This window comes from Azospirillum himalayense (genome assembly GCF_042657465.1).
Classification (GTDB): Bacteria; Pseudomonadota; Alphaproteobacteria; order Azospirillales; family Azospirillaceae; genus Azospirillum; species Azospirillum himalayense.
In genome coordinates this window covers 54300-78744 of record NZ_JBHSLC010000119.1, presented here as the reverse complement: position 1 = coordinate 78744, position 24445 = coordinate 54300, and the positions used below count along the sequence as shown (strand labels likewise).

General features: G+C 67.1%; 25 protein-coding genes. 7 read left to right on the top strand and 18 right to left on the bottom strand.

The features are described 5' to 3' along the window. Positions 1-88: 88 nt before the first annotated feature. Positions 89-1552, top strand: coding sequence for an ATP-binding protein (locus ACFPMG_RS33990; protein ID WP_377000426.1), 1464 nt, complete (start codon positions 89-91; stop codon positions 1550-1552). Here the strand turns inward: ACFPMG_RS33990 and ACFPMG_RS33985 are convergent. From ACFPMG_RS33985 to ACFPMG_RS33975, 3 genes are all read right to left on the bottom strand, one after another. Continuing rightward, positions 1529-2173, bottom strand: coding sequence for a response regulator transcription factor (locus ACFPMG_RS33985; protein ID WP_377000424.1), 645 nt, complete (start codon positions 2171-2173; stop codon positions 1529-1531). The genes ACFPMG_RS33990 and ACFPMG_RS33985 overlap by 24 nt on opposite strands. Positions 2174-2446: 273 nt before the next feature. Next, entirely contained in the window at positions 2447-3487 is a 1041-nt protein-coding gene (locus tag ACFPMG_RS33980) for an OmpA family protein (protein WP_377000422.1), read from the bottom strand. A gap of 437 nt (positions 3488-3924) precedes the next feature. Then, on the bottom strand, positions 3925-4140 hold the full coding sequence (locus tag ACFPMG_RS33975) for a hypothetical protein (protein WP_377000420.1): 216 nt from the start codon (positions 4138-4140) through the stop codon (positions 3925-3927). Positions 4141-4335: 195 nt separating this feature from the next. Here ACFPMG_RS33975 and ACFPMG_RS33970 point away from each other — a divergent pair, with 195 nt between their 5' ends. Beyond that, complete coding sequence (locus ACFPMG_RS33970; RefSeq protein WP_377000418.1) at positions 4336-4587, top strand: hypothetical protein; 252 nt, start codon at positions 4336-4338, stop codon at positions 4585-4587. A 100-nt stretch (positions 4588-4687) separates the two neighbouring features. Here the strand turns inward: ACFPMG_RS33970 and ACFPMG_RS33965 are convergent, their stop codons facing one another. The 7 genes from ACFPMG_RS33965 to ACFPMG_RS33935 all read right to left on the bottom strand — a co-directional run bounded on the left by ACFPMG_RS33965 (position 4688) and on the right by ACFPMG_RS33935 (position 11541). Next, a complete protein-coding gene (locus ACFPMG_RS33965; protein ID WP_377000416.1) occupies positions 4688-5788 on the bottom strand; it encodes a branched-chain amino acid ABC transporter substrate-binding protein in 1101 nt (366 codons plus the stop codon). Between the two features lie 173 nt (positions 5789-5961). Further along, positions 5962-6321 carry a DUF6867 family protein gene (locus ACFPMG_RS33960; protein WP_038527921.1) on the bottom strand — a complete coding sequence of 120 codons (360 nt, stop codon included), beginning with the start codon at positions 6319-6321 and terminating at the stop codon, positions 5962-5964. Next, the gene (locus ACFPMG_RS33955) at positions 6321-7031 is read right to left on the bottom strand and encodes an ABC transporter ATP-binding protein (RefSeq protein ID WP_014240352.1); all 711 of its coding nucleotides are present in this window, start codon (positions 7029-7031) and stop codon (positions 6321-6323) included. The genes ACFPMG_RS33960 and ACFPMG_RS33955 overlap by 1 nt, the downstream gene beginning before the upstream one ends. 3 nt (positions 7032-7034) lie before the next feature. Further along, positions 7035-7919 carry an ABC transporter ATP-binding protein gene (locus ACFPMG_RS33950; RefSeq protein WP_377000413.1) on the bottom strand — a complete coding sequence of 295 codons (885 nt, stop codon included), beginning with the start codon at positions 7917-7919 and terminating at the stop codon, positions 7035-7037. Then, positions 7919-9436 carry a high-affinity branched-chain amino acid ABC transporter permease LivM gene (gene livM / locus ACFPMG_RS33945; protein ID WP_377000411.1) on the bottom strand — a complete coding sequence of 506 codons (1518 nt, stop codon included), beginning with the start codon at positions 9434-9436 and terminating at the stop codon, positions 7919-7921. Before livM ends, ACFPMG_RS33950 begins: the two co-directional genes overlap by 1 nt. A 4-nt stretch (positions 9437-9440) precedes the next feature. Further along, the gene (locus ACFPMG_RS33940; protein ID WP_014240349.1) at positions 9441-10346 is read right to left on the bottom strand and encodes a branched-chain amino acid ABC transporter permease; all 906 of its coding nucleotides are present in this window, start codon (positions 10344-10346) and stop codon (positions 9441-9443) included. Between the two features lie 400 nt (positions 10347-10746). Next, a complete protein-coding gene (locus tag ACFPMG_RS33935; protein ID WP_377000409.1) occupies positions 10747-11541 on the bottom strand; it encodes a hypothetical protein in 795 nt (264 codons plus the stop codon). 256 nt (positions 11542-11797) lie between these two features. Between ACFPMG_RS33935 and ACFPMG_RS33930 the strand changes: the two genes are divergently transcribed. Beyond that, positions 11798-12766, top strand: coding sequence for an ROK family protein (locus ACFPMG_RS33930; protein ID WP_377000407.1), 969 nt, complete (start codon positions 11798-11800; stop codon positions 12764-12766). On the opposite strand, the gene ACFPMG_RS33925 is transcribed toward ACFPMG_RS33930, so the two are convergent. From ACFPMG_RS33925 to ACFPMG_RS33905, 5 genes are all read right to left on the bottom strand, one after another. Continuing rightward, complete coding sequence (locus ACFPMG_RS33925; RefSeq protein ID WP_377000405.1) at positions 12738-13121, bottom strand: hypothetical protein; 384 nt, start codon at positions 13119-13121, stop codon at positions 12738-12740. The genes ACFPMG_RS33930 and ACFPMG_RS33925 overlap by 29 nt on opposite strands. Before the next feature lie 141 nt (positions 13122-13262). Beyond that, positions 13263-14948, bottom strand: coding sequence for an ArnT family glycosyltransferase (locus ACFPMG_RS33920; protein WP_377000403.1), 1686 nt, complete (start codon positions 14946-14948; stop codon positions 13263-13265). Further along, positions 14945-15280: a lipid-A-disaccharide synthase N-terminal domain-containing protein gene (locus ACFPMG_RS33915; protein WP_149165784.1), complete on the bottom strand. Its 336-nt coding sequence runs from the start codon at positions 15278-15280 to the stop codon at positions 14945-14947. The genes ACFPMG_RS33920 and ACFPMG_RS33915 overlap by 4 nt, the downstream gene beginning before the upstream one ends. Before the next feature lie 31 nt (positions 15281-15311). Further along, on the bottom strand, positions 15312-16070 hold the full coding sequence (locus ACFPMG_RS33910) for a glycosyltransferase family 2 protein (protein ID WP_377000400.1): 759 nt from the start codon (positions 16068-16070) through the stop codon (positions 15312-15314). A 103-nt stretch (positions 16071-16173) separates the two neighbouring features. Beyond that, complete coding sequence (locus ACFPMG_RS33905) at positions 16174-17814, bottom strand: Do family serine endopeptidase (RefSeq protein WP_377000398.1); 1641 nt, start codon at positions 17812-17814, stop codon at positions 16174-16176. Positions 17815-18263: 449 nt separating this feature from the next. On the opposite strand from ACFPMG_RS33905, the gene ACFPMG_RS33900 reads away from it, so the two are divergent. After that, positions 18264-19088, top strand: coding sequence for a helix-turn-helix domain-containing protein (locus tag ACFPMG_RS33900; protein ID WP_377000396.1), 825 nt, complete (start codon positions 18264-18266; stop codon positions 19086-19088). 230 nt (positions 19089-19318) lie between these two features. Then, complete coding sequence (locus ACFPMG_RS33895; protein WP_377000394.1) at positions 19319-19543, top strand: ChaB family protein; 225 nt, start codon at positions 19319-19321, stop codon at positions 19541-19543. 70 nt (positions 19544-19613) lie between these two features. Here the strand turns inward: ACFPMG_RS33895 and phoU are convergent, their stop codons facing one another. Beyond that, a complete protein-coding gene (phoU, locus tag ACFPMG_RS33890) occupies positions 19614-20324 on the bottom strand; it encodes a phosphate signaling complex protein PhoU (protein ID WP_377000392.1) in 711 nt (236 codons plus the stop codon). A gap of 181 nt (positions 20325-20505) precedes the next feature. On the opposite strand from phoU, the gene ACFPMG_RS33885 reads away from it, so the two are divergent. Continuing rightward, on the top strand, positions 20506-21816 hold the full coding sequence (locus tag ACFPMG_RS33885; RefSeq protein WP_377000390.1) for a pentapeptide repeat-containing protein: 1311 nt from the start codon (positions 20506-20508) through the stop codon (positions 21814-21816). Positions 21817-21858: 42 nt separating this feature from the next. Here ACFPMG_RS33885 and ACFPMG_RS33880 read toward each other — a convergent pair whose 3' ends face one another. Further along, positions 21859-22353 (bottom strand): MarR family winged helix-turn-helix transcriptional regulator, encoded by a 495-nt coding sequence (locus ACFPMG_RS33880; protein WP_377000388.1) that lies wholly within the window; start codon positions 22351-22353, stop codon positions 21859-21861. A gap of 383 nt (positions 22354-22736) precedes the next feature. Between ACFPMG_RS33880 and aguB the strand changes: the two genes are divergently transcribed. After that, positions 22737-23633, top strand: coding sequence for an N-carbamoylputrescine amidase (gene aguB, locus ACFPMG_RS33875; protein ID WP_377000386.1), 897 nt, complete (start codon positions 22737-22739; stop codon positions 23631-23633). Positions 23634-23666: 33 nt separating this feature from the next. Here the strand turns inward: aguB and ACFPMG_RS33870 are convergent, their stop codons facing one another. Beyond that, positions 23667-24287, bottom strand: a complete 621-nt coding sequence (locus ACFPMG_RS33870) for a putative metalloprotease CJM1_0395 family protein (protein ID WP_377000384.1) — start codon at positions 24285-24287, stop codon at positions 23667-23669. Positions 24288-24445: the final 158 nt, after the last annotated feature.

Below are 24445 nucleotides of genomic sequence, written 5' to 3'. Positions count from 1 at the left end.
CCGAGCATCGTCGATGGCGGTACAGTGGTCTTTCGTGCACCACCCGACCTTGATCGTCGTCAAGGTCCGCACCGGAAGGACGGATGGCATGGTCCCCATCGGCAACACCACGGCGCGCTGGATGACGCTTCGCTACGGCTTGGCGCTCGGGGTCATCGCGCTGTGCACGCTGGCCGGCTTCGTCATGACGGAACGCGTCATCGACCAGCACGCCGACATGCTGGAGGTGGTGAACATCTCGGGCCGCCAGCGCATGCTGTCCCAGCGCACCGCCCTGCTGGTCGAGCAACTCCGCAACGCCCAGACCGATGCCGAGCGGAGCGCCCTGACCGCCCGCCTGGCCGAGGCGACGGACATGTTCGAGCGCGCCCACCGGCGCCTGACCGGCGCCGACGAGGGGCCGGCCATGGGCAAGAATGTGCAGCGCCTTTACTTCGATGGGCCGGAGCCGCTGAACGATCTGGTGCTCCGCCACATCGCCGCGCTCCGCGCGGTGATCGCCGCCGGCCCCGCCGGCCTGCCACCCGCCATGCCCGAGGCCGACCTCGTCACCCATCAGGCCCTCGGCCCGCTGCTGGCGGGTCTGGAGGACATGGTGGCGCGCTACCAGGAGGCCGGCGAACGCGGCTTCGCCACCCTGCACAATCTCGGCTTCGCCGCCCTGATCCTGACGCTGCTGACCCTGTGCGCCGAGGTTCTGGTGATCTTCCGCCCGATGGTCCGACAGGTGGAGCGCCAGTTCGCGGACATCACCCGCATGACCCAGGCGCTGGAGCAGACCAACGTCACGCTGGAAGCTCAGGTGCGCGCCCGCACCGCCGAACTGCACACCGCGAAGGTGGCGGCGGAACAGGCCCATCTGGCGAAGTCGCGCTTCCTCGCCCACGCCGGTCACGACCTGAAGCAGCCGCTTCAAGCCATCAACATGTTCACCGGCATGCTGGAACGGCAGCTCGACAAGCCCCGCGCCCTGGCGCTGGTGAAGGATCTGCGGCTGGCCCAGCGCTCCATGCACGACCTGCTGAACGCCATCCTGGACATCTCGAAGCTGGAATCCGGCGTGGTCGAGCCGAAGCCCGCCGACGTCGCCCTGTGCGCCCTGTTCGACCAGTTGGAAGCGGAGTTCACCGGGATCGCCGAGGACAAGGGGTTGCGGTTGCGCGTCGTGCCGACAGACCTCTCCGTGCGGACCGATCCGTTCCTTCTGGAACGCATCCTGCGCAACCTGCTGACCAACGCGGTGCGCTACACCGAACAGGGCGGCGTGCTGATGGGCTGCCGGCACCGCGGCGGCACGGCGTGGATCGAGGTCTACGACACCGGCCGGGGCATCGCCGAGGCCGACCGCCGGCGCATTTTCGAAGAGTTCGTCCAGCTCGACCGGCCCGACCGCGACCGCAGCGAGGGGATCGGGCTGGGCTTGGCCATCGTCGACCGGCTGGCCCGATTGCTCGGCCACCCGCTGGAGCTTCGCTCCGTCGAGGGGCGCGGAACGGTGTTTGCCGTGGGCGTTCCCTTGGTCCCCAGCCTACAGGAGACGGTCGCGGCCTGATTCCTTGACCAGCAGCACCGCCTGGGTCCGGCTGCCCACCCCCAGCGCTTTCAGCACGCCGGTGACGTGGGTCTTGACGGTGGACAGGTTCAGGCCCAAACGCTCCCCAATCTCCTGGTTCGACAAGCCCTGAGCCAGCAGGTCGAGAACCTCCAGCTGGCGGCGGGTCATGCCGTCGAAGACGCTCGGCTCATGCGCCTTCGCGGCGGCCGGCGTCTGGGCGATTCCGGGCATGCCGAGCACCGGCGGCACATAGGACCCACCGGCCATGACCAGACGCAGGATGTTCACGACCAGCACGTCGTCGGTGGATTTCGGGATGAAGGCCCGCACCCCCCGCGACAGCACGGCGCGCATCTCGTCCGGCGAGTCGATCATCGAGAAGACGACGACCGGCACCGGCGCCACGCGCTTGACCACCGCTTCCACATCGTCCAGCCCACCGAGGCCCGGCATCCGCAGATCCATGATGACAAGGTCGTAAGCGCCCTGGTCGAGAAGCTGGGTCAACTGGCCGAAGCTGGTCGCCGCGGCCACCTTGGCCTGTTCGTCCAGCTCCCCGACCAGATGGGTCAGGCCACTGCGAACGATGGAGTGATCGTCGGCGATCAATACCTGCATGACAACCCTGCTTCGGCGAAGGCGGCTGGAGGGGATGACCCGATGGGACAGGGTCCGCTGGGACCGGGCCGGCCTCGGTCGTCTCAAACCAAAGTGCGGCTTCCGGTATGAACCTCATACGCCGACCGGAGGTTTCATGCCACAATTGATGCATGATTCCGCAATGCCGCGCGTGTTTCTGCCGCAGATGCGAAAAGGGCGCCGCGGTGGCGACGCCCTTTCTCTGTCCTGATCGCGCCGACCGGCCCCGAATGGGACCGCCGGCCCGCCGGATCATTGCACGCGGATGAGGATCTGCGCGCGGCGGTTCGACGGCTCGCGGACGTTCGCCCCGGTGTTCACCAGAAGCTGGGTCTCGCCCTTGCCCTCGACGGTGATCTGGTTGGCGGCGACGCCCTTGCCGACCAGCGCGTTCTTCACCGCGTCGGCGCGGCGCAGCGAGAGCCGCTGGTTGTAGGCCGGCGAGCCCGAGGTGTCGGTGTGACCGACCACATGGATGCTGACCGCCCGCACCTGACCGGCCGAGGCGGCGGCATCGCCGATGATCTTGTCGGACGCCGCCGTGATGTTGGCCTTGTCCCAGTCGAAGAACACCAGATACTCCGACTGCGGCTGCGCCTGGACCGGAGCCGCCGGAGCGATGGGGGCCGCCGCGGGAGCGGCCGCCGGGGCGCCGAAGGTGTAGCGCAGGCCGGCGAGGATGGTGTGGTTCTGGTACTCGCCCTTCACGGTGGAGGTGGCGAGGCCGGCGGGACCGCCCAGATCGAACTTCGGATCGAGGGTCGCGAAGTAGCGATAGTCCAGCGTCAGGGCCAGGTTCTGGCTCAGCGCGTAGGACACGCCGGCGATGCCCTGGTAGGCGAACACCCAGTCGCGGTCATCGAAGCCGCCGAGGTCCAGACGGACTTGGGCGATACCGGCGCCGACGCCGATGTAGGGCGTGAAGGCGGTTCCGGTGTTGATGTCGTACAGCAGGTTGCCCATGAAGGCGAGCGAACTGGCCTTGCCGCCCAGACCGTTCACCGCTGCGTTGGAGCTGTCGGTGCTGTCGATCGAATTGCGCCAGCGCCAGGCGAACTCCAGTTCGGCGCGCGGGCCGGCGGCGGTCGCGTAGCCGGCGGAGATGTCGCCGATGCCGCCAAGCTTGAAGCTGGTGCTGGCGTCCGTCGGGGTGTTCTCGAAGCGCAGATCGGCGTCGCGCGTCCAGTTCACGCCGGCGCCGGCGCCGACGTAAAAGCCCTCGGTCGCGGCCATGGCGGCGGTCGGCAGCATCGCCGCGAGCGCCGTTCCGAGCAGAATCCCACGCAGAGTCATTTTCTTCTTTCCTTTGTGCACGGCGTTGCCGGGGCTGTCGAAGCGAACCGTTCGAAGGGCGGGTGTCTGGCGACTCCAGCCTTCATCGGGCGAGCCCGCCGCATTCCGTCGGCGGTTGAAGCGTCATGAGTTCGAGATAACAGCAACCACTCACCGTCACAAGTGCCCCGCGAAAGGATGCACAGAGATGTTGCATTTCTGCATTACCTGAACGTTCGTCGTACTCTTCGTATTCATTTGATATCAAAGCAATCGCGCACCGAATTCTTCTTAACACCATTGGATAGGATGCACGACTTTTTGGGTAGATTGGTAGCTAAGCCCAGCAAACCGGGCGCGCAAAAGCCCCCGCCTTCGGCAGGAACGGCGCTTCCGCAGCTTCATTGATCGCAGCTTCATTGATCAAGGAGTGGACGGGACCGATTCCGGCGTTCGGGTCAATCCTGCGGTTCGGCGACCATCTCGAACTGTGTGGGATCAAGCAGGGCGGACACCGCCAGGGTTTTCAGGGTCTTGTGGTCGTCGGACCGTTGCAGTTGGGCATGCTGGGTGCCCAGCCCGTCCTTGCGGATGGCGATCACTTGCCAGATGCCACCGCCGGGCCCCAGTTTGCGGAACATCTGGCCTTCGACAACGTCGCGCTTTCTGCGCATATCCAATCTCCAAAACCCATAACATCAAACCCGCTGACCCTGCGGATGCGGCGGACCATTCAAACACCAAACCGCCCCCGGTTGGCGAGCGTCCGTTGCGCGTCCCATGCATACCGGGGTTGGCCTGTAGCGGTGCTGCAACAACCGTCTTCGCACCTGCGGAACAATCCGCCGATCCGGCGTGTTGATGCCGTCATGAAAATCGATCACGACGTGCTCCTGTTCGCGACCCGCCTCGTGGAAGAACTGGGCGAGTCCGCCATCCGCATCAGCCGCGTCCGCCTCGTCGAACTCACGGCTGCCAACAACCTGCGCGCCGCCGCCTTCTGGCGGGACGTCATGCACACCTCGGAGAGGCTTCTGGCGGAGCGCTCCCCGGCTTTGGCGCCTCCTCCCGCATCCCCCCCGATGGCTCCTTCGATGACGGCACAGCCGGCCCCTCTCTGATCCTCGTCGCCGACGACAGGTCATGCAAAAGGCCCGGCGGTTTCCCGCCGGGCCTTTGCACGACTTCGTTTCCCGAAGGACAACGGATCGTACGACCGGTTTACTTGACCTGGGCGTACTGGCCGTTGTTCCAGCGGTACCAGACATAGGCCGGCGAGGTCACGTCGCCCTTGGCGTCGAAACCGATCTTGCCGATCACCGTGTTGTAGCTGTTCTTGCGCAGCACGTCGGCGATCTTGGCCGAGTCGGTCGAGTTGGCCTGCTTGGCCGCCTCCGCCCAGATCTGCAGAGCGGCGTAGGTGTAGAGGGTGTAGCCCTCCGGCTCATAGCCGGCCTTGCGGAACTTCTCCACGGCTTCCTTGGCTTCCGGCATCTCGCGCGGGTCCGGGCCGAAGGTCATCATGGTGTTCTCGCCGGCCGGACCGGTGATGGCCCAATACTCGTTGGTCACCAGCGCGTCGCCCGACACGATCGGGGCGTTCAGGCCCTGATCCTTCATCTGACGGGCCAGCAGACCGGCCTCGGTGTGGTAGCCGCCGACATAGACGACGTCGACGGCTTCCTGCTTCAGCTTGGACACCAGAGCCGAGTAGTCCTTCTCACCCGCCGTGTAGGCTTCGTAGATCTTCTCCTTCTGGCCGCCGGCGTTCAGCGCCTTCTGCGTCTCGTCGGCGAGACCCTTACCGTAGGCCGACTTGTCGTGCAGGATCGCGACGTTCTTGCCCTTGTAGTTGTCCAGCAGATACTTGCCGGCGATCTGGCCCTGCTGGTCGTCACGGCCGCAGACGCGCAGCACGTTCTTCAGGTTCTGCTCGGTCAGCTTCGGGTTGGTCGAAGCCGGGGAGATCTGGAGGACGCCTTCCTCGGCGTAGACCTGCGAGGCCGGGATCGAGGAGCCCGAGCAGAAGTGGCCGGCGACGAACTTCACGCCCGCCTTGGCGAGCTGGTTCGCCACGGCGACGGCCTGCTTCGGGTCGCAGGCGTCGTCGCCCACTTCCAGCTTCAGCTTCTGGCCCAGGACACCGCCGGCGGCGTTGATGTCGGCGACCGCCTGCTCGATGCCCTTCTTCATCTGCTCGCCGAAGGTGGCGTACTGGCCGGTGATCGGGCCGGCGGTCGCCACCGCGATGTCGGCCTTCGCCACCGAGGCGGTCATAGCGGTCGCCGCAACCGCAACGAGGAGGGAAAGCTTGTAGTTCATAGTTTCGTTGGCTCCCTGTTATGAGTCGTACGCCGGCCCCGCCGGGGCCTTTTCACCGGTCCCCCAAGGGCTGGGGGCGCCGGTGCCGACAAGGTTCCACTATAGTCCGATCATCGCCAAGTGCGACAGTTTCACCCGCGTCCCGGTCCCGATCGGATCCATGGAATTCGCAATCACTCGGCGAGCGTTCCGCCGACGCGCTCGCGCCAGCCGAAGGGTCCCGAACGCTCGTACAGCCAAGGATACTGGGACACCATCCGGCGCGCCATCGAAATGCGGTACGTGGTCAGGGTGATCGCGCCGATCACCAGAGTGTGCACCACGAATCCATACACCGACAGGAGCTGGCCGCCGAACAGGCCCCAGACCAGGAACCGGTCGCCCAGGCCGAGCAGGATGGAGTAGGCGATGGCGCTCGACAGCGGCTTCCAGCCTTCGGCCAGTGTCTGGCCGGTGAGAACGCCGCAGCCGCCGAACACCAGGACCGTCAGGCCCAGGAACACCGGCAGAGAGGACCCGAGAACGCCGTCCATCAGTGACCTCCCTCCAGATAGGCCGAGCGAACTTCCTCGTTCGCCAGCAGTTCGGCACCGGTCCCCGACATGGTGACCTTGCCGTTGACCATCACATAGCCGCGGTGGGCGAGCTTCAGCGCGTGAAAGGCGTTCTGCTCGACCATGAACACGGTCATCTTCTGCTCGCGGTTGATGTCCTTCACCGCCTGGAAGATCTGCTTCACCACCAGCGGGGCGAGGCCCAGCGACGGCTCGTCGAGAAGCAGCAGCCGCGGCTGGCTCATCAGCGCGCGGCCGATGGCCAGCATCTGCTGCTCGCCGCCCGACATGGTGCCGGCGCGCTGGCTGATGCGCTCCTTCAGGCGCGGGAACAGGGTCAGGACCCGCTCCAGCTCGTTGGCGAAGCTGCCCGGCTTGGCGGTGATGGAGCCCATCTGCAGGTTCTCCAGCACGCTCATGCGCGGGAATATCCGACGGCCTTCCGGCGACTGGGCGATGCCCAGGCGGACCAGCTCGTAGGTGGGCATCTGCGTGATGTCCTGCCCCTCGAAGGTGATCCGGCCCATGCGGGCGCGCGGACTGCCGCAGATGGTCATGAGAAGCGTGGACTTGCCGGCGCCGTTGGCGCCGATCAGCGAAACGATCTCGCCGGCCCCGATCTCGATGTCGACCCCCTTCAGCGCCTCGATGGCGCCGTAGAAGGTGTGGACGCCCGATACCTTCAGCATGGCTCAGGCCCCCTCCCCGGCTCGCTTGGCGACCTCTGGCAGGTCGGCCTTGATCTCCGGCGGCAGGTCCTCGTCCTCTTCCTCGCCCAGATAGGCGCGGATCACCGCCGGGTCGTTCTTCACGAAGGCCGGATCGCCGTCGGAAATCTTCCGCCCGTAATCCAGCACCACGACATGGTCGGAAATGGTCATCACCACGCTCATGTCATGCTCGATCAGCAGGACGCCGATCTTGTGCTCGTCGCGGATGTAGGTGAGCAGATCGGCCAGTTCGCCCGACTCGCGCGGGTTGAGGCCCGCCGCCGGCTCGTCCAGGCAGAGCATCACCGGCTCCGTGCACATGGCGCGGGCGATCTCCAGCCGGCGCTGGGCGCCGTAGGGGAGATTGCCGGCCTCCCAGTCCGCGAACTCCAGCAGGCGCACGCGGTCCAGCCAGTATTTGGCCAGATCGATCGCCTCCCGCTCCGTTTTGGTGTAGGACGGCAGGCCGAGCAGGCCGGCGATGGAGAAGCCCGACGCGCGGATCAGCTTGTTGTGCTGGGCGACGATCAGATTCTCCAGAACGCTCATGCCGCCGAACAGGCGGATGTTCTGGAAGGTGCGGGCGACGCTGGCCTTTTGCGAGATGCGGTAGCCCGGCATCCGCTCCAGCAGGAACTCCTTCCCGTCGCCGTGACGCAGCGTCAGCCGGCCCACCGTGGGGGTGTAGAAGCCGGTGATGCAGTTGAACAGCGTCGTCTTGCCGGCGCCGTTCGGGCCGATGATCGCGGTGATCTCGCCGTTGTTGGCCGAGAAGGAGACGTCGTTGACCGCCACCAGGCCGCCGAAGCGCATGGTGAGGTGTTCGACCGTCAGCAGGGGCGTGGTGGTCATGGATTGAGTCGTCATCACTTCGCGCTCCCCCCGGCGATGCCCTGGCCGCCGGCGGCGGCCGTGCCCGCGGCGGGGCCGCCGCTTCCGCCCTTGGAGCGGCCATGCAGGAGGATGGTCGGATCGCGGTGGGCCAGCAGGCCGCGCGGACGCCACAGCATGATCAGCACCATGCCCATGCCGAACGCCAGCATGCGGTAGTCAGCCAGTTCACGGAAGGCTTCCGGCAGGCCGATGACCAGAAAGGCGGCCACGACGACGCCGATCTGGCTGCCCATGCCGCCCAGCACCACGATGGCGAGGATGATCGCCGATTCGATGAAGGTGAAGCTCTCCGGGCTGATGAAGCCCTGGCGCGTGGCGAAGAAGGACCCGGCGAAGCCGCCGAACATCGCCGCGATGGCGAAGGCCGCCAGCTTCATGTTCGTGCGGTTGATGCCCAGCGAGGCACAGGCGATGTCGTCCTCGCGCAGCGCTTCCCAGGCGCGGCCCAGCGGCAGCTTGCGGACGCGCATGGTGAACAGGTTCACCACCAGGGCCAGCACCAGGATCAGGTAATAGAGGAAGACGATCCGGTGCAGCGGGCTGAACTCCAGGCCGAACATCTCGTGGAAGGCCGCGGTGCCCTCCGCCGGAGTCCGCGTGAAATCGGCGAGGCCGAAGAAGCTCGGGCGCGGGATTCCGGAGATGCCGTTCGGGCCCCCGGTGAACTGGTACCAGTTGATCAGGATGATGCGGATGATCTCGCCGAAGCCCAGCGTCACGATGGCGAAATAGTCGCCGCGCAGACGCAGGACCGGGAAGCCCAGCAGAACGCCCGACATCGCCGCGAGGAAGCCGGCCAGCGGCAGGCAGACCCAGAAGCTGAAGCCGAAATAATGGGCCAGCAGCGCGTAGGAGTAGGCGCCCACCGCGTAGAAGGCCACATAGCCGAGGTCGAGCAGTCCGGCGAGGCCGACCACGATGTTCAGACCCCAGCCCAGCATGATGTAGGTCAGCAGCAGGATGCCGATGTCCAGCAGCTGGCGGTCGGCCAGCGGCGTGAACGGGAAAGCCAGCGCGACGACGACGGCGATCGGACCGAGCCAGCGCGAGGCGTGCTGCACCTGCGCCGCGATGTGGTCCATCCGCTTATCGCGCTCGGCCTGCGACAGCTTGGAGCGGCCGGTGCGGATCGCCAGGATGGCGCGGATCGCGATGACCGCGCCACCGGCGATCAGGATGACCCGCAAGGCCTCCGTCGGCATGGCGATGAAGAAGCCCGCCGCGGTGGCGGCGGCGGCCAGGACCAGGACCGTGACCGCGTGGCCCTCGCGGATCAGGCAGAGGCCGAGACGGCCGAGGAAGACCAGCCCGACGGCGGCGGCCACCTCGTTCCAGCGGGTCTCCAGCCCGAGGCCGGTGGGACGGTCCACCGTGCGCAGGCCGACCAGCGGGATCGTCAGGAGAAGGGCGACGAAGGCGGTCATCGCCGCCTCCTTCAGGATCGCGGGCCAGGCGATGGCCCGCGGCGAAGACATGGAAATCGCGGTCATGGCCTCACACCTTCTCGATTTCCGGACGGCCCAGCAGGCCGGTCGGACGGAAGATCAGGACGAGCACGAGAATCGTGAAGGTCGCCACGTCTTTCCATTCGCTGCCCATATAGCCCGACCAGAAGGCTTCGATCAGGCCGATGACCACGCCGCCCAGCATCGCGCCCGGCAGCGAGCCGATGCCGCCGAGCACCGCGGCGGTGAAGGCCTTAACGCCGGCCAGGAAGCCGATGTAGAAGTCGATCACGCCGTAGATCAGCAGAACCATCATGCCCGCCACAGCGGCCAGCGCGGCGCCCATGACGAAGGTCAGCGAGATGACGCGGTCGACGTTGACGCCCAGTAGGCCGGCCATCTTCTTGTCCTGCTCGCAGGCGCGCTGCGCGCGGCCGAGCGAGGTCCGGGTGATGAGCTGGGTGAAGCCGTACATCAGGGCGATCGTGATGACGATCGTCGCCAGACGCACGTAGCTGACCGATACCGCGCCGTCCATCAGGGTCAGGTTGCCCGGCAGGATCGGCTGCAGCGGCTTGCTGCGGGCGCCCTGCAGGATCTGGACGTAGTTCTGCAGGAAGATCGACATGCCGATCGCCGAGATCAGCGGCGCCAGACGCGGCGAGCTGCGCAGCGGGCGATAGGCGATGCGCTCCACCGTCCATCCGTAGACGGCGGTGAACAGCATCGATGCGACCAGCATGACGAGAAGGGCCAGCGGAACCCAGGTGATCCCCAGGCTGCCGATGGCCAGGAAGGTGATGAGGGCCACGAAGGCGCCGATCATGTAGATCTCGCCGTGGGCGAAGTTGATCATGCCGATGATGCCGTACACCATCGTGTACCCAATCGCGATGAGGCCATAGATGGCGCCCAGCGACAGGCCATTGATCAACTGCTGAAGAAAATATTCCATTGTCTTACCTCGCCTCGGCGCGATGCGCAGGCTTCGGCGAGCGAGACAAGCGCGCTCGTACACCAGTCACGTGAAGTGCCACTCCCCGAATTGGCTTACCCGTGCTCTTGAGCGCGGGGCCAAGATTGTTGTGTGAGCGGAACGTTAGCCCAGCGGCTCTCAACAGAGCAAGAGGGCAAACCCGCACTCTATCTGCGGTAATACCAATTTTCCGAGAATTTGCAATATCGATTCATGTCAGTTCCGTGAACTTTGCGCTTGCTTTCTACCATAGCGAATGCACCGCATGAAAAAACCCCCTTCACCGTGGTGAAGAGGGTTTCGCAACAACTGTGCCACTGCTGCGATGCACGATGCCGGAGCGCCTATGCCCCCCGGCATCACCATCGAAACCGGCCGCTCAGCGCTTGGCGGAGACCACTTGCGCCTTCGCCGGCTCCTTGGGCTTTCCAGGCGCCTTGGCCGTCGCCTTGCCGGTCGACTTGGACGGCGGCGCCGCGCTGCCGCTGCGCGAGGCGGGGGCCTGGGCCACGTCGTAGTTCACGTCGGGGTTGCTGACGACCTGGACGTCGCACAGCGGCTTTGACGACAAATGCATCAGGCCGGCGCTTTTTTCATCGCCGGTCAGGACGCGGATGTCGTCCGCCGTCAGGTCCATCGCCGCCTTGGAGCGGTCCACGAAGTTGGCGCAATAGAGGCCGGTGCCGATCACCGCGGCGCGGCGGCTGACCTCGTTCGCCAGTTCGGTGCGGAACATGTCGAACTGCCGCGTCGCGTTGCCGCCCCCCTTCTTGCGGAAGTGGTCGATCATCGACGCTTCCGAGTTGGAGATCAGCGAACGATTCTTGATGGTGAAGTCCTGGTACAGGTTGAACGGCTTCTTGTCCGGATTCACCTGCTGGCAGGTCAGCCCGACCACCATCATCTCGGTGTGCATGCGGATGGTCTGCTCCGCGGCGTGCTCGGCGCGGCTGTAGCAGGCGCCGGGCTTGGTCGCGGTGCTCTTGGCAGCAGTGCTTTTCGCAGGGGCCGGCTTCGCGGTGGCCTTCGCAGCCGTTTTTTCAGCAGCCGGCTTCGTCGCCTCCTTGGCGACGGCCGGCAGCGCGGTGCCGGCGAACAGCACGGCGAGGCCGACGGCGGCGGCGCTGCGCAAGGTGAAGGAAGGAATGCGATGGGCGGCGCGCTGGCGATTCATCGTTGGTCCGGCTCCGGTGGCCCTGATTGACGGGCGGAATCCGACGGATTGCGCCCTCTCCTTCGCTGGTTCTACAAGATCCCGACAGACGGTCAACCCATATCGCCCGAGCAAAGACCATTTGTCCCAGCCTGTGGCGCGGCTGTCGCTGGGCAGGTCGGGCGGTTGCTTGGCTTGCGGGTTGCCGGTCTTTCCCAGTATTGCAACAGCACCAGCGTCCATCTGTGACGCGGGCCACAGATCAGGGCATTTCCCCATGAAGCGCACCGACGCCCCTCCCTCGGCCATCCGCATCGGCATCGACCTCGGCGGCACGAAGACGGAAGGGATCGCGCTCGACACGGCCGGCGGGGAGCGTGCCCGCTTCCGTGTCACCACCCCACGCGGCGACTACGACGCGACGGTGCGGACCATCACCGATCTGGTGGCCCGGCTGGAGAGCGCGACGGGATCGGCGGGCGCCACCGTGGGGATCGGCATTCCCGGCGCCATCTCCCCGGCGACCGGGCTGGTGAAGAACGCCAACTCGACCTGGTTGATCGGCAGGCCCTTCGACCGCGATCTGGCCGCGGCGCTCAAGCGGCCGGTGCGGATCGAGAACGACGCCAACTGTCTGGCCGTGTCGGAAGCGGCGGACGGCGCCGGTGCCGGCTGCGGCGTGGTCTTCGCGGCGATCCTCGGCACCGGCTGCGGGGCGGGCATCGTCGTGAATGGTCGTCCGCTGGGCGGCCGCAACGCCATCGGCGGCGAGTGGGGGCACAATCCCCTGCCCTGGCCCGCCGACGAGGAGCGGCCCGGACCAGCCTGCTATTGCGGCAAGTCCGGCTGCCTGGAAACCTTCGTGTCCGGCCCCGCCGTCACCGCCGACCACCGCGGGGCCACCGGTGTGAAACTGTCCGCGGAGGCCATCGCGGCGCTGGCGGAGCGCGGCGACGCCGCGGCCCGCGCCACCCTCGACCGGTTGGTGGAACGGCTGGGGCGCGGGCTGGCGGGAATCGTCAATGTCCTGGACCCGGACGTGATCGTGCTGGGCGGCGGGCTGTCGAACCTGGAGTTCCTCTACGCTGCTCTTCCCCCGACCATCGCCCGCTGGGCCTTCACCGACAGCCTGGACACGCCGGTCCGCCGCGCCGTCCACGGCGATTCGAGCGGGGTCCGCGGGGCCGCCTGGCTGTGGCGGCCCGAGGAGGCCGCGGCTACCGCTCGAACGTGTATTCCGGATTGAGCGTCACCTCGCGCGGTCTGCCCGGCACATTGTCGCCACCACCGCCACGCCGAGCCGCCGTTGCCGCGCCGCGCCCGTCGCGGACCGGCGGAGTCAGCGAATTGGTCCGGGAGTAGGACGGGGTGGCGCGGGCCGGATCGGTGCCGTAGCCGCGCGAGCCGGCGCGGAATTGCTCGCCGTTGCCCATGGCGCCCCAATGGGACGGCCGCGCTTCGGGAATCGGTTGGGCCTCTTCCATGCGGCGCATGTGGGGGCCGGTCGGGACCATCTCCTCATACACCCAGGAGGGGTATTCCTGCCTCTGCGCTTCGGCGGGTGCGGCAAAGGCCAGCACCGCGAGGGTCGCTACAGTCATCGTTCGAAGCATGACACGGCGGCCTTCCATCCTTTTGCGTGTGGAAGACGGATTCCGCCGGACGCGGCCGCTCATGTCCAGGGGGGAGGCGGGTTACTCAGCCCGCAACCCCCATCTGGTGAACACCCCATTCCGGTTCGTTCAAGGTCGTGCCGCGCCGTAGAGCGTCAGGGTCAGCCGCTTGCCGGTGTTGTAGTTGAAGCCGGTAAAGCGGCCGAGCGGCAGCGGTTCCGCCCCCTTCAGCGCCGCGCGGAACGCCGCCTCCTCCCGGTCCGTCACCAGGGCCAGCCCGCAGGACGGATTCCGGGCCAGATGGGCGGCGGCTTCGGCCCCATGGGTCAGGCGCGTATCGGTCCCCAGCAGGAAGACGAGGCTCGGCTCCGAGTAGCCGGCGGAAGCGACCACGCTGTCGGCGCAGGGCCGTGCCGCCGCGACCGTCCGCGCGGCCTGCCGGCTGATCCACACGCCGTCGATGCCCGGCAGGACCGCGCCGTAGGTGCCCGCGTACAGCACCGCCGCCGCCGCCAGCCCCGCCGCGAAACCGTGCCTCTCCCGCTGCTGGGCGAACAGGCGTACGGCCAGCGCGTACAGCACCAGCACCACCGGCAGCATGGCCACGGCGACCGGGTCCACGCGCCCATCGACCAGATAGGGAATCACCGCGACCGCAACCGTCAGGGCGCCGAAGCCGACGGCCCCGAGAGCGGTGGCGACCGAGAACAGCCCCCACCGCGGCGCCTCGGCGCGGCGCAGGAAATGCTCGCGCGCTGCGGCGGCGGTGAGGATGGCGATGGCCGGGAAGACCGGCAGCGTGTAGTGCAGCAGCTTGGTCGGTACCGCCTCGAAGACCAGCCAGCTCGGAATGATCCAGGCGATGCAGAAGCGCACGGCGTCCGCCACCGGCCCGGCGCCCTTGCGGTGGCGCCACGCCCAGGGAACGGCCAGCAACGCCAGGAAGGACCAGGGCGCGAAGGTCACCCAGAAGGTGCCGAGGTAATAGCCGGGCGGCAGGCCCTTCGCCTCCTGCCCGCTCACCACCTTGCCCATCATGTCGTGGCCGACCGATTCGGCGAAGAAGGCGCCCTTGGTCTTGACCGTGATGGCGATCAGCCAGGGTGCTGCGATGGCGACCACGATGGCGAGGCCGACCAGCGGGCGCAGCCGCTTCAGCCAGCCGGCCCGGCGGTCCAGCACCGCCAGCACCAGCGCCGTGGTGCCGGACACCAGAAGGACGATGGGCCCCTTGATGAGGATGCCGGCGCCCGCGGCGATCCAGAAAGCGAGCGGCGCCGCCCAGCCGGACCGCTCCGCATGGCGGTTCAGATAGAGGCTGGCGAGCGCCGCCTGCCCGATCACGATGGTGGAAAGCAGCACCGCGTCGGTCTTCGCCATGCGGGCCTCGACGCCCAGCACGACGCAGGAGGCCATCATCAGACCGGCGAGGAAGCCGACCGTCCCGCCGAACATCCGCGCCCCGGTCCAGGCCGTCGCCAGCACCGCCAGCACCGCGCCGATCAGCGACGGGATGCGGAAGGTCCAGATCTCCTTCGGCATCCCGCTTGGGCCGTCGAGCAGCCGGGTCGCCGCCGTCTGCAGCCAGTAGATGCCCACCGGCTTCTTGTGGCGCGCTTCGTCCTGGAAGCGGATGTCGACATAGTCGCCGCTGTCCAGCATCTGATGGGACGCCTGGGCGAAGCGCGCCTCGTCGCGGTCGAAGGGCGGCAGGTCGAAGAAGCCCGGCAGGAACAGCAGGACGCTGATCACCGCCAGCGCCAGATAGGCCAGGACCGGCAGGCGGCTGGCCGAAGCGTTCGGCACCGCGCTCACGGCGTGCCCGCCGTATTGCCGTCCGACCCGCCGTTCCGGCGGTTGTTCAAGACGAAATAGAGGTTCCGGAAATAGATGATGAGGCCCAGCCCCTGCCCGAACATGAACACCGGATCACCCCGCTGGATCGAATAGGCCAACAAAAGCACCCCGCCGCCGATCGAGAAATACCAGAAGAGGTCCGGCACGATGCTGCGCCGGGCGCGCTCGCTGGCGATCCATTGCACGACGAAACGCATCATGAAGAGCGCCTGCGCGAAAAAGCCGACGCCGACCCAGATCAGGTCGGCGGTGCTTTGGCTCTGGTACCAGGCGATGGCGCGTTCGAGCATCGGGCGGAGACCGGTCCGGATGGAGAAGGGGTCAGCGGTCTTCGACCGCGGGCGACAGCGCGGTGCGCCGCTTCAGCCAGTAGACGCCCAGCAGATCAACCACGCCGATCAGCCCGCGGCGCCAGTTGTTGTACTTGGACACGCCGCGTTCCCGTGGGCGGTGATTGACCGGCACATAGGCCACCGGATGGCCGTGCGACCGGAACAGGGCGGGCAGGAAGCGGTGCATCGCCCCGAAGAAGGGCAGATCGAGGAAGGCGTCGCGGCGGAACAGCTTCAGACCGCAGCCGCTGTCGGTGCAGCCGTCCTGGAGGAAGGACTGCCGCACCGCGTTCGCAAAGCGCGAGGCCAGCCGCTTGGACAGCGTGTCCTGCCGCTTCTTGCGCAGGCCGCCGACCAGCACCGGCGCGTCCGGGCCGCCCTTGGCGGCCAGCGCGAACAGGGCGGGAATGTCGGCGGGATCGTTCTGGCCGTCGCCGTCCAGGGTGGCGATCCACTCCCCGCGCGCCGCCTTCACCCCGGAGCGCACGGCCGCGCTCTGCCCGGAACGGCGGACGTGGCGGACCAGCCGCAGACGGCCCGCGGCGACGACCGGCGCAAGGCGCGTCAGCGTGTCGTCGCTGGACCCATCGTCCACATAGATCACCTCGAAGCCGCGGCCCAGCACGTCGGCGGGCGACAGCGCACGCTCGATTTCCTCAAGGAGGGGAAGGACGTTTTCGGCCTCGTTGAAGACCGGAACCACGACCGACAGCCGCACGGGCGGACGGCCCTCGGAATCTACACTCACTGGATTAATCCCATTCGCCAAGTGGCGGGCAAATTACTCCCGCCGCTCGGCAAACGGTAGAGGAAAAGGTTGGGACAGCCCCGGGGAAAGCCTCTGGCCGCCCTCAGCCCTTGCGGTCTTCGATGGGCATCGGCACGTAGCGCAGGTCGCCATCGCGGCTGAGCAGCATCAGCACGGTCTTGCGCCCCTGATTGCGCGCGTCGTCGACGAGACGGTTCAGATCCTCCGGCGTCTTGACCGGCTCCTGCCCGGCCTCAACGATGACGTCTCCGGCCTCGATCCCGCGCTCGCTGGCGGCGCTGGCGTCGCCGACCTCGGTCACCACCACGCCCTCGACATCGGGGGGAAGGGAAAAGCTGTCGCGCAGGCCGGGGGTCAGTTGCGACAGGGTCAGGCCGAGGACCTGCTTGGTGTCGACCGTCGTCTCCGGACGCGGCGCCCGGCTCGACCCGGACAAAGCGACCTGTTCCTGCGGCTCAAGTTCGCCCACCGTCACGGTCAGTGTTTCGGCCTTGCCTTCGCGCACCAGTTCCAGCGGCACGGCGGACCCGATCTTCGTCGTCGCGACGACACGCGGCAGCTCGCGCATCTGCTTGATGGACTCGCCGTTGAAGCGGGTGATGACGTCGCCCTGCCGGACGCCGCCCTTCCCCGCCGGGCCTTCCGGCGACACGCTGGTCACCAGGGCACCCGCCGGCTCCTGCATGCCCAGGCTCTCGGCGATGTCCGGGGTCACGCTCTGCACCTGAACGCCCAGCCAGCCGCGGCGCACCTGCCCATGGTCGCGCAGTTGCTCGACAACCGGGCGCGCGATGGAGGACGGGATGGCGAAGCCGATGCCCACCGACCCGCCGGTCGGCGAATAGATCGCCGTGTTGATGCCGATCACCTCGCCGTTGAGGTTGTAGAGCGGCCCGCCGGAATTGCCACGGTTGATCGAGGCGTCGGTCTGCAGATAGTCGTCGTAGGGTCCCTGCTGAATGTCGCGCTGCCGTGCGGAGAGAATTCCCGCCGTCACCGACCCTCCGAGGCCGAAGGGGTTGCCGATGGCGACCACCCAGTCGCCGACCCGAAGCGCCTCGCTGTCGCCCCAGGGGGCGGCGACCAGCGGCCTTTTGCTGTCCACCTTCAGGACGGCAAGGTCGGTCGGCCCGTCCACACCAACCAGCTTCGCAGGCAGTTTCGTGCCGTCGTGCATGGTGACCGAAATCTCCGCCGCTTCGGACACCACATGGCTGTTGGTGACGACGAACCCCGCCGGGTCGATGATGAAGCCGGAGCCCAGCGCCGCGGTCGGGCGCGGCGCCTGCTGCTGCGGTTGCGGCTGGCCGCGCTGGCGGTCGCGAAACTCGCGGAAGAATTCCTCGAAGGGCGACCCCGGGGGAAAGCTGGGCATCTCCGGTCCACGCGGTCCCGCCTGCGGACCGTCCTGGGGAGGCGCCTGCGTGGTGGATATGAAGACCACCGCGTCCAGCTGCTTCTCCGCGAGATCGGCGAAGGTCGGCGGCGCATTGGGCGGCAGGACGGACGCCAGCGGCTGGGCGGCCGGAGCCGGAGCGGAGGCTGCCCCCGCCTCCTGCGCGAAGGCCGGTGCTGAAAAAGTCAGGATGGCGGCGACAAGACCCGCGGACGCGGCAAACGCCGCCGACCGCGATGCAGATCCGGTCGCCAATCCGCTCTTCAATGCGGCTGGGCGCCGGACGGGGCCGGACCGGGGCCGGAATCGATCAATGGAATGCGGCATGAAGAAACTCCGCCTATCGGACAGCGCACGCCATGCAAGGGGCGCTTCATGTCAACAGAACGCTCCGCAACGCATTCCGGACCGCCGTGGATTTTCAAACCGCTTTGCAACCGTGTCCGCACGACCGATTCGTGAAATACAGTTTTTAAAATCACCCCCCGCGGATGTTCCTATGCGGTTCGCGCAGGCAGTGCCACAAGGCAATCCCGCCTTCGGTCGAAGGCTCGGGCAAGCCGCCTAAGCGCAATTTTTCCATGTGGCGCAAAGTTCTTCTGGCATTTTCCCAGCAAGTTCCCGATATTCATCCGTACCGACAACATCGCACGCAAAAACGGCTCCTGACGTGAGGCTCGTGCACGCGCCCGCGTGCCGCTGCGTCAGAAGGCGCGCGATACGGCCCAAGCAGCGTACGCATGACTCAAAATTCACTTTGGCAACCGAGCGACATAATGAACGCAGAAACCGGGTCCGAACCGGAGGCTCCGAAGAAGCGCGGACGAATCCCCCAGTCGGCGTGGCCGCAGATTCTTGAGCGTTACCGTTCCGGCGCTACCCTGTCGGCGATCGCGCGTGAATTCGAATGCACGCCAAGCGCCATTTCCTACATCATCCGCAAGGCTGAAGCGGCCGGCGAGAAGGATGCGGCGGTCGAAGAGAGCGCCGTCGATGCCGCGGAAGCGCCGGCCGGCGATGCCATGGCCGAGGAGCCGCCGCCGGCCCCGGTTGCCGCTCCGGTCGCCACCCCAGAAGCTCCGGCACCGGCCAAGCCGGCGCGCCGCTCCGCGGCCTCTGCCCCTGCCCCTGCCCCGGCGCAAGCTCCACAGACCGCAGCCCCGGCCGCCACTCCGGTGGCAGCGGCCCAACCGGTGCCGGTGCCGGCATCCGCTCCGGCCCAGACCGAGACGCTGCGCCTCAACCGTCCGGAAGCACAGCCGGCCCCCCAGCCGGCCCCTGTCCAGCCTGCGGCGGCCCCCTCCCAAGCCGCACCCCAACCCGCGGCGGCGGATGGAAATCGCCCGGCCGGCAGCAACCCTCCGCCGGTCGATGCCGTCGAGGCCCGGCTGCGCGACACCGCGCGCGGTTGCCTGAATGCTTACCGCGGCTGGCGCCAGCAGCCCGGCGAAGCGTCGATCCAGACGCTGTCGGAAGCGGTGCACGAGCTGCGCAAGGCCCTGGCCCGCATCGAGATCGATATGTCCGCCAGCCGCCGTGAAGAACAGGCGATCCGGCCCATCCCGATCCCGGCGCACCGCACCGCACGCCGCACGCCGTAAGGCAGGCCATCAGAACGGGTCGTCGCAACGCTGCCTGGGTTGTCAAAAAGCCCTTTCCCACATGATGGGGAAGGGCTTTTTTATGACCTCATACCTTCGGCCTAGAACGGACGCCGGCACCGCCTGCCACCAAGCCTACCTCCAACGCCGCGGAAAAAGCCCTACGGACTCAAGTGGAATGGCGGCTATACTGGCGGCAACAAGGCAATCATAAGCCGGAGGAACGCCCGATGACTTTCCGCAGAAACACCGAACTGCCCGAATCGGTGAAGCGGTGCCTGCCGCCCCCTGCACAGGACATTTATCGCTCCGCCTTCAATCACACTTGGCAAGGCTGCCGGTCACCTGAGGCGCGTCAGGCCTTGCAACGCGAACGGCTGGCCCACAAGGTCGCCTGGGCCGCAGTCCGGCGGCTTTACGAACCAGACGGCGGCAGTTGGCGCCCCAAGCATTGAAGCGCCAAAGCCGCGACCGACACCCTGCACCGCCGACAACGACAATATGATGGGCGCGCCTCGCGCGCCCTTAGTCCTTTTCAACCACCGCGAAGCTGCTGAAATCGCCCTTGGTCCGTTCCTCGGACGGCAGGCGTCCCTGAACGCTGTAGCAGATGTTTTCGGCCACGTTCGTTGCGTGGTCCCCGGCCCGCTCGATGGATTTGGCCACGAACAGCAAATGGGTGCAGCCGGTGATCTGCGCCGGCGCCTCCATCATGTAGGTCAGGAATTCCCGGAACAGGCTGGTGTATGCCGCATCGACCTGTCCATCCCGGTTGCGGACGGCCATCGCCCGTTCGGCATCCTGTTCATCATAGGCCGCCACGACGTCACGGATCATGCCGAGCACCGTCTCGCCCATCCAGGCCAGAGACGCGACGGGCGGCTCCACCGGCAGATCCGCCAAAGTGACCGCGCGTTTGGCGACCGAGCTTGCGAAATCGCCCATGCGCTCCAGATTCGAGGCGATCTTGAGCGCCGACACGATGTCGCGCAGATCCTTGGCCATCGGCTGACGCAGCGCCAGCAACCGGACGCTCAACGCTTCCAGTTCAAGTTCCAACCGGTCGATCTCGGCGTCCGCCTCGATCACCCGGGTGGCTTTTCCGGCGTTCCGCTCCGCAATGGCTTCCAGCGCGGCGGTGAATTGCTCCTCCACCCGCCGCCCCATGGTCACGATGATCAGGTGCAGCCGCGCCAGTTCGGCGTCGAAGGCCGCCACCGTGTGTCCGCCGGTCATTCAGAGCCCCTCTTCCCCTGTTTCATGCCGTACCGCGCCAGTCCGGCATCATCTAGCGCACGGCTGCGGAACAGCATGTTAACAAATAAACCAGATTATCTTATGACACTGCTAACGCGCTGGACTAACCGCGCCCCGAACCCTGCGCTGTGCCGGGAAGGGTCGATGATCGGACGGGGTCATGACGCCACATGAGTTGGTCGCCGTGCTGGAAAAGCACGAGCGTTGGCTGAAGAACCGGTCGGGCGGCACGCGCGCCAACCTGACCATGACCAACCTGGAAGGATCCAATCTCGCCGGGGTGGAGCTGACGCAGGGAAAGCTGTCGGGGGCCAACATGGCCCATTGCGACCTGTCCAACGCCAATCTCAGCCACGCCGACCTGTTCGCCGCCCACCTGACCAAGGCCGACCTGACCGGCTGCAACTTCTACCGGGCCGACCTGCGCGGCGCCCACATGCGCGGCGCCAAGCTGAAACGCGCCATCCTGAAAGAGGCCGACCTGCGCGGCGGCGCGCTGCTGTATGGCGGGAATGGGGCGAACGGCAGCAAGGGGCTCGACTTCGTGCGGTCCGACCTGTCGGGCAGCGACATGGACGACGCGATGATGTCGAACGCCAATCTGTCCGGCGCCGACCTGACCGACGTATCGATGAACGGCGCGGATTGCGAAGGCGCGCTGATGGCCGGGGCCACGCTGATGCGCTCGACCATGAAGAACTGCAACCTCGCCCGCGCCGACCTGCGCGGCTGCAACTTGTCCGGCGTCAATCTCCAGGGCGCCATCCTGCGCGACGCCAACCTGAACGGCGCGGTGCTGGCCGGTGCCAACCTGCGCAACGCCGACCTCCAGGGCGCCAAGATGGAGGGGGCGGACCTTGCCGGGGCGGATACCACGGGCGCCAACATGGCGCGCTCCGCCGAGAATTTCTCGATCCAGATCCAGGAAGCCCTGCACAATCATTACACGTGGATCAACACCAACGGCGCCATGGGGTCGCGCGCCGACCTCAGCGGGGCGGACCTGTCGCACATCGACCTTCACGGCGTGAATCTGTCCGGAGCCAATCTGCGCGGGGTGCGGCTGGTCGGCGCCAAGATGCGCGACTCGCTGCTCATCATGTGCGACATCTCCGCCGCCGACCTCACCGGCAGCGACTTCACGGGCGCCATCCTCGACGGGGCGACGCTTCGCGGCGCCAATCTTTCCGGGGCCCGCTTCGATGGGGCGGGCATCGGCTGGGTCGATATAAAGGGTCCGGACGGGCGGCCGACCGGACGCCTGTGGGCGGCTAATCTGACCGGCAGCACCTTCACCGGTGCCTCCTGCATCCGCACCAACATGCGCGGCGCCAATCTCGCCGGTTGCGACTTTTCCAGCGCCGACCTCACCGGGGCCATCCTCAGCGACGCGAACATCCGCGACGCGCGCTTCACCGGTGCCAACCTGACCGGCGCCAGCCTGCCCCCGCCGCCCGATCTGGACGATTGACCGCGACGACCGATCGGGGGCGAAGGGCCGCCGCCGCTTGCGTCACCCCAGATCATCGTCCCCGCCGATGGGAGGCAGGCCGCCGAGGTTGACGGAGACGCGGCGCAGCACGCTGACGGTCAGCGCCAGTTCGTCCGACGATATGCCCTGGGTGGCGGTCTCCTCGATCTCCTCGGCACAGGGCAGGATGTCGGCCCGCAGCGCCTTGCCTTTCGGCGTCAGGTAGATGTTCACCTTGCGTCGGTCATGAGGGTTGCGCACCCGCTGCACGAGATCGCAGCGCTCCAGATTGTTCAGCGCGGTCACGGTGGTGGGTTCCATCATGCCGACCCGCTGGCTCAACTCGCGCTGGGTCAGCCCATCCTCGTCCCACAGGGCACGAAGAAAATACCACTGCCCCATGCTGACGCCGTGGTCGACGATTCGGATTTGCAGCGCGCGCGTGATGGCGCGATGCGCCTCCCGCACGGCCCGCGGCAGGGGCGCGCCGGACTGTGGAATCCCGACGGCATCCTCCCTGTGCGGTTCGACGAACATGGGTTCCTGTCTCTTGAAACGCCCAACCATGACGACGATCTCTCGGCAGACGTCCGTCAGGCCGTGGTGCGGTGCAGCGGACGAAATCAACTTGCCCGATCATATCTTCTCTCGGAAAAATCGCAAAGCAATTGCGGATTTAAATTTCCAGTGCATGCAATAATATGTCGCGTAACCAGTGAACGATCCCTCGACCACCTTTTCGTATTTATGCGTATGACTATCGAGTTCTGCGCGCGCCAAACGGCTGCGCTGGGATCGGCCCGGCGGTGAAACTTGGACAAATCTGAAACGTTTGTGACAGGGCGGAGATTGGGTTGCGCACCCGGCCGTCCGCCCACTAACACGGCACAGCACACGCCAGAGCACAGGAGCACCAGCTTATGCGCCCCACCACCGGACGCACCGTCACCGTCGCGGCGACCCAGATGGCCTGCGGCTGGGATCGCGACGCCAATGTGAACGGCGTCGAACGCCTCGTGCGCGACGCGGCGGCGCGCGGCGCGCAAATCATCCTGCCCCAGGAACTGTTCGAGACGCCCTATTTCTGCAAGGACCAGAAGCAGGAGCTGTTCGCCCTCGCCCACCCGGTCGAGGATCATCCGGTGATCGCGCGGATGAGCGCGCTCGCCCGCGAACTCTCCGTGGTCATCCCCACCAGTTTCTTCGAGCGGGCGCGGAACGCCTATTACAACTCCCTGGCCATGATCGACGCGGACGGCACAGTGCTGGGCGTCTACCGCAAGTCCCACATCCCGGACGGTCCCGGCTATCAGGAAAAATACTATTTCAACCCCGGCGACACCGGCTTCCAGGTCTACAAGACGCGCTACGCCGCCATCGGCTGCGCGATCTGCTGGGACCAGTGGTTCCCGGAATCAGCCCGCGCCATGGCGCTGAAAGGGGCTGAGATCCTGTTCTATCCCACCGCCATCGGGTCCGAGCCCCAGGATGGGGCGCTGGACAGTCAGGCCCATTGGACACGGGTCATGCAGGGCCATGCCGGGGCGAACCTGATGCCGCTGGTCGCCTCCAACCGCATCGGCCGGGAAGACGGAGAAACCTGCGGAATCACCTTCTACGGGTCCTCCTTCATTGCCGGGCCGACCGGGGAACTGGTCGCTCAGGCCGACCGCGACAGCGAGACGGTCCTGACCGCCAGCTTCGACCTCGACCGCATCGCCGCGCAGCGCGCGTCCTGGGGCATCTTCCGCGACCGCCGGCCGGAGCTTTACGGCCCGCTGCTGACCCTCGACGGCGAGTCCCCCGTCCGCCGCTGAGTCCCGGACCGGCCGAGACCGGCACCGCCGGCGTCAGACGATGACGCCGGCGGTGCCGGTCCGCTGGCCGATGCCATACGCCGACGCATAAGCCGCCGCACCGCGCGCCGCCAGCGCCGGCGCGGCGGTCTCGCTTGGTGGCACGCCGCTCTGCTCATCGGACGGACCGCCGTTGCGCGCGCCCGGCCCTGCCCCATTCCGCCGCAACTCCTGCTGCGCTTGCATCTTCGCGGCGTCGGCCTGCTGGGCGACGCGAAGATCCTGGGCCGAAGGGTCGGACGGCGCCAAGGCCGCCGCCTTGACCGTATCCATCTTGCGAACGGTGGCTTCGGGGTCGCTCTCCGCACCGACATCCACCTGGACTTCGCCGGCGGTCGCATAGTTCTTGCCGTCCGGGCCGCGGGTGAAGGTGAAGGAGGCACCACCCGCGTGCGGGCCGCCGGCCGCCTGGTGTGCCGCCTCGTGCTGGCGGACGCTGGCGTCGATGCGCTTGAGTTCCTGGACCTGCCGCTGCTGATCGTCGGTCAGCGTGCCCGTCTGACCGGTGTTCTGAGCGCCGTCCTGAACGCCGTCCTGGCTGCGGTCGCGCGCCGGCTGGCCGGGCCGCAGGAGCGGCACGCCGTAAACGCCACTGGACGATACACCGGCAACCATGGGCTCGCGGCTCCCCTGCGCGCTCCACGCAATGCCCGGCAGTCTACACGCCGCTGGGCGGCACGGCAACGCAGCTTGGCCGTTGCCTTTTCACGAATATGCTCGCAATAGTGTTAATAGAGCCCGGATGTGAGCACCCTTACGGAGCCGGGATACGG

Coding starts and splice junctions, on each gene's coding strand:
- ACFPMG_RS33965 (WP_377000416.1), bottom strand. CDS start 5,788: ATGAACTACAAGCTTTCCCTCCTCGTTGCGGTTGCGGCGACCGCTATG.
- ACFPMG_RS33985 (WP_377000424.1), bottom strand. CDS start 2,173: ATGCAGGTATTGATCGCCGACGATCACTCCATCGTTCGCAGTGGCCTG.
- ACFPMG_RS33935 (WP_377000409.1), bottom strand. CDS start 11,541: ATGAATCGCCAGCGCGCCGCCCATCGCATTCCTTCCTTCACCTTGCGC.
- ACFPMG_RS33880 (WP_377000388.1), bottom strand. CDS start 22,353: ATGTTCGTCGAACCGCACAGGGAGGATGCCGTCGGGATTCCACAGTCC.
- ACFPMG_RS33905 (WP_377000398.1), bottom strand. CDS start 17,814: ATGCCGCATTCCATTGATCGATTCCGGCCCCGGTCCGGCCCCGTCCGG.
- ACFPMG_RS33870 (WP_377000384.1), bottom strand. CDS start 24,287: ATGGTTGCCGGTGTATCGTCCAGTGGCGTTTACGGCGTGCCGCTCCTG.
- phoU (WP_377000392.1), bottom strand. CDS start 20,324: ATGACCGGCGGACACACGGTGGCGGCCTTCGACGCCGAACTGGCGCGG.
- ACFPMG_RS33925 (WP_377000405.1), bottom strand. CDS start 13,121: ATGACTGTAGCGACCCTCGCGGTGCTGGCCTTTGCCGCACCCGCCGAA.
- ACFPMG_RS33940 (WP_014240349.1), bottom strand. CDS start 10,346: ATGGAATATTTTCTTCAGCAGTTGATCAATGGCCTGTCGCTGGGCGCC.
- ACFPMG_RS33915 (WP_149165784.1), bottom strand. CDS start 15,280: ATGCTCGAACGCGCCATCGCCTGGTACCAGAGCCAAAGCACCGCCGAC.
- ACFPMG_RS33960 (WP_038527921.1), bottom strand. CDS start 6,321: ATGGACGGCGTTCTCGGGTCCTCTCTGCCGGTGTTCCTGGGCCTGACG.
- livM (WP_377000411.1), bottom strand. CDS start 9,436: ATGACCGCGATTTCCATGTCTTCGCCGCGGGCCATCGCCTGGCCCGCG.
- ACFPMG_RS33975 (WP_377000420.1), bottom strand. CDS start 4,140: ATGCGCAGAAAGCGCGACGTTGTCGAAGGCCAGATGTTCCGCAAACTG.
- aguB (WP_377000386.1), top strand. CDS start 22,737: ATGCGCCCCACCACCGGACGCACCGTCACCGTCGCGGCGACCCAGATG.
- ACFPMG_RS33955 (WP_014240352.1), bottom strand. CDS start 7,031: ATGCTGAAGGTATCGGGCGTCCACACCTTCTACGGCGCCATCGAGGCG.
- ACFPMG_RS33980 (WP_377000422.1), bottom strand. CDS start 3,487: ATGACTCTGCGTGGGATTCTGCTCGGAACGGCGCTCGCGGCGATGCTG.
- ACFPMG_RS33885 (WP_377000390.1), top strand. CDS start 20,506: ATGACGCCACATGAGTTGGTCGCCGTGCTGGAAAAGCACGAGCGTTGG.
- ACFPMG_RS33895 (WP_377000394.1), top strand. CDS start 19,319: ATGACTTTCCGCAGAAACACCGAACTGCCCGAATCGGTGAAGCGGTGC.
- ACFPMG_RS33930 (WP_377000407.1), top strand. CDS start 11,798: ATGAAGCGCACCGACGCCCCTCCCTCGGCCATCCGCATCGGCATCGAC.
- ACFPMG_RS33900 (WP_377000396.1), top strand. CDS start 18,264: ATGAACGCAGAAACCGGGTCCGAACCGGAGGCTCCGAAGAAGCGCGGA.
- ACFPMG_RS33950 (WP_377000413.1), bottom strand. CDS start 7,919: ATGACGACTCAATCCATGACCACCACGCCCCTGCTGACGGTCGAACAC.
- ACFPMG_RS33970 (WP_377000418.1), top strand. CDS start 4,336: ATGAAAATCGATCACGACGTGCTCCTGTTCGCGACCCGCCTCGTGGAA.
- ACFPMG_RS33990 (WP_377000426.1), top strand. CDS start 89: ATGGTCCCCATCGGCAACACCACGGCGCGCTGGATGACGCTTCGCTAC.